Annotated in this window: 1 protein-coding gene; it reads left to right on the top strand. The window is 52.5% G+C overall.

The features are described from left to right. Window positions 1-435 precede the first annotated feature (435 nt). Entirely contained in the window at window positions 436-3,360 is a 2,925-nt protein-coding gene (locus C7E10_RS11800) for an autotransporter domain-containing protein (protein WP_105327514.1), read from the top strand. Window positions 3,361-3,680: the final 320 nt, after the last annotated feature.

Genomic DNA, 3,680 nt, shown 5'->3' with positions numbered 1-3,680 from the left:
GCCCACGTCGTGTTTTGGGCTACCATACGCCGTCAGAGCTATTTGATGCATTCCTCGATGAAGTTTATGCTATTGAGTGTGTTTCTTGATTATAGTTGTTCAAATTCAACTTGCAATTTACCAAGTTAAATTATTGGTGATCTAGCAGCAATGATTCTCTCTTTAGGGAGATGACATAGCATAAAAATTCAGAACATTCAATTATAATTATATAGATACAAAAATACCAGAAATTGTTTTCTTCAGAGTAAAACTCTGAATCTATAAAAACTATCCCAACAACGTGCAGCGGCACGAAGCGCGGAAGTGCAGGGACATTTCCGGTACTGTAGAAAGGAGGCATACCAGAAACTCTAGGGATTTTCTGGCTAGCTTATGGGGAGAACAACTTATCAACAAAGATTAACAGCAATCGTTCTTTGCAGTATTTTTGGTATGGGCCTGTACGCAGCACCGGCTCAGGCGGATTCTGTGACCGTGTCCGGCACACTTGCTGACGGAGCAGCTATTACCGGCAACAGCGACACCAATACCTCCAGCGGCAATACCGTGACGGGTGATAAAGTTTCCTATGACGGCAGTGGCTCAAAGGGTATCTCCATCACCGGCGGCCTTTATGTTGATGCTGCTGATAATGCCAACGGGAATACCGTGACTCTGAAGAATTCCAAATTCGAGTTTGGAAGCTACATTTCTGGTGGTTCTGCCAATAACGGCAAAGCCCAGAACAATAAGGTTTTTATGACCAATACCCAAGGCCAGGCTATGATTTATGGCGGTGCGGCTAGGGAAGAGGCATCTGGAAACCAGGTCGAGTTTGACGGCGGTCAAGCCTACCAGATTGAGGGCGGCATGGCCTACGAAGGGGATGCCTCTAACAATACGGTCAATGTTAAGGCCGGCACCAGCTTTCAGCTTCTGGTTGGCGGAGTCGCAGTAAAAACCATGGGCACGGCTTCCAACAACACCGTTACACTGGATCAGGTTACAGGAAAAATTTTCGAGGTGGAGGCTGGTTCAGGCGCCTACGGTGTTGCCGAACAAAACCACCTGATTATTACCGATAAATTTACCGGCAGTATTTTCAAAGCCTATGGCGGCTTTGGAGATATGGCAGCCGTGAAAAATACTGCAGTGATGGGAGCAGGAAAAGTAGAGTATCTGTACGGCGGCTATTCCAGTGCCGGGGCCCCGATAGAGGGCAATACCATCACCATTAACGGCGGCACTGTAAACCGCGCCTATGCCGGGTATGCAGGCTCCTCTTATGAAGAACAAGTTGTTAAGGACAATATCCTGACCATTACCCAAGGTACCGTAGGGGTTGGTACCGGCGCTTATAGCGGTGACGGAGCAACCACTGGCAACAAGGTCATCATGTCTGGAGGCCAAGTGGACTTCAGCCAGGTGGAAACGAATACCGATGCACGGTATGAGAAACTTCCTTTGAATAACCTGTACGGGGCTTATTCCGCCATGGGAAGTGCCTCTGGAAACAGCGTAGAGATGTCTGGCGGTCGGGTTGCCGGCAATATTTACGGTGGCTATGGTGGCGGTATTGGTGAGTCTGTAGCTATACCAGAAGGCTATGGGTTTAACTCTGCTGACAATACCGTTGCTATCTCCGGCGGCAGTGCGGAGAATAGTGTGTACGGCGGCTATACGCCCCAAGGCAATGCCACTGGCAACAGCGTGACCGTTTCTGGCGGGCAGCTGGGCTCGGCAGCGGCTTCTGAGCCGATTCTGGCAGCTGGCTGGACCAATGGCGGTACAGCTGCTGACAACACCGTGAATATCACCGGCGGTGTGCTCAGCTCCAACCTGAGCCTCTATGGCGGCTACAGCACCACCGAAAGCAAGAATAACACCCTGAATCTTTCCACCAAAGGCAATACCGTCAAGAACCTGGGTTATTTCCAGAACCTGAACTTCTACGTTCCCGCCGACACCAAAGCGGGGGAGACACTGCTGGAAGTCACGGATACCGCGGACGTCCATGATGCTGTTATCCGTGCCGGGGTGCAGGACGTGACCCAACTGAATCCGGGCCAGGTTATCAATCTGCTCCACAACGGCAATCAGGCATTGAACACGGAAGGTGCCACTTACAGCATGATGGATGGCCAGGATATCGTAACAGACGCCGGCTTCCTCCAGCGCAAAGCGTTCATTAAAAAGCAGGATGCCAATACCATCGTCCTTTACGTCCCCACTGACAGTAAACCCATTCTGAACCCGGACACCCAGACCATTGCCCAGGATCGGACCAGCGCCGTCACCACCGTTTCCAGCGGTTCCGATGCGGCCGTCACCGACGGCCTGGCAGCTGCCCTGGCAGCTTGGGCCGAAAGCCATGAAGCAGCCCGGCTCCGGGAAGACGACCACAGCATCATGAGCAGCCTGGGAGACAGCGCCTACATGGCCAGCCCTGCAGGCATGAGCCTGAGACAGGGCCCTGTCATGGCGGCAGCCTCTCCCTTGGAAGCAGCAGACGCCAAGACGGCAGACGTTACCCTGACCGCCGCTGAAATTGCAGAGCGGGAAGAACGGGAAGCAGAAGCCAAGTTCGCTCCCTATGTCATGCTGGGCGGCCACAACCTCCGCTACAACAGCAGTTCTACCGTAGATACCAATGGTTTTAACGGCGAACTGGGCTTTGTCAAACGGGTCATCAAAAAAGACTATGCCGATACCATTATGCCCTTCATGGAATACGGCACTGGCAACTATACCAGCTATAAGAACGGTCGCAGAGGCGACGGCAGCCAGCGGTACGTAGGCGCCGGTATCCTCCTTCGCAGAGACCAGAACAGTGGCCTCCACTACGAAGGCTTGATTCGCGCCGGTCGGTTAAATGGCGACTACAGTGGCATCATCGCAGGTATCCCTGCCGGCTACAGCACCGGAGCCAATTACTTCGCAGCCCATCTGGGCCTGGGCAAAATCTTCCGCCAGGACGACAACGACTACAACCTGTACGGCAAAGTCTTCTACTCCCATCTGGGCGGAGATACCGTACGCTTGAACAGCGACCGGGGCAGCGCAGAATATCAGCTGGAAAGCACCGATTCCTTCTGGACACGCCTGGGCCTGCGCTGGACCAAACACCTGGACGAAAACACCACCAGCTTCTACGCCGGCATTGGCTGGGACTACGAATTCGACGGCAAAGCCAAAGCCCGGTATCGTGACTATACCACCCCTGATGCCAGCATGAAAGGCTCCAGCGAATTCCTGGAACTGGGCTGGCAGAGCAAAACCAGCAGAGAAAACCCCTGGGGCGCCGATGTGAGAGTCACCGGCTGGCACGGCGTGAAGCAGGGCTTCACATATAGTGCTACGATTACACGGAGAATGTAGTTGTGAACTAAGGTAAAAAAGGGGCTGTGAAATAAAACTTCTATCGTCGCCTGCGGCGACACTTCCTACACGTTTGCAGGAAGCGTTCTTATTCGCTGCTGGTCAAATTCTAGATGGGGTTAGATGTAGAAATTTATTTACCTACCTATCATAATTCTTTTCTCAAAATCCAGTTTAGCACATGACCAGTATAGGCCTAAGACCGGCCCCTGAGTGGTTCGCGGCATGCTGCTCAGCTTCACCTTCCAGGTTCGCTTTGCAGGCCGCTATCACATGGCTCATATTAACCAATTCTCTGCGGCATATAGCCTTGAGAATTG

The organism is Acidaminococcus hominis (assembly GCF_900291475.1).
Taxonomy (GTDB): Bacteria; Bacillota; Negativicutes; order Acidaminococcales; family Acidaminococcaceae; genus Acidaminococcus; species Acidaminococcus hominis.
This window is presented reverse-complemented; position numbering and strand designations above follow the sequence as displayed.

What these genes read in the sequence shown, in the direction of transcription:
- C7E10_RS11800 (WP_105327514.1), top strand. Translation starts at nt 436, where the DNA reads ATGGGCCTGTACGCAGCACCGGCTCAGGCGGATTCTGTGACCGTGTCC.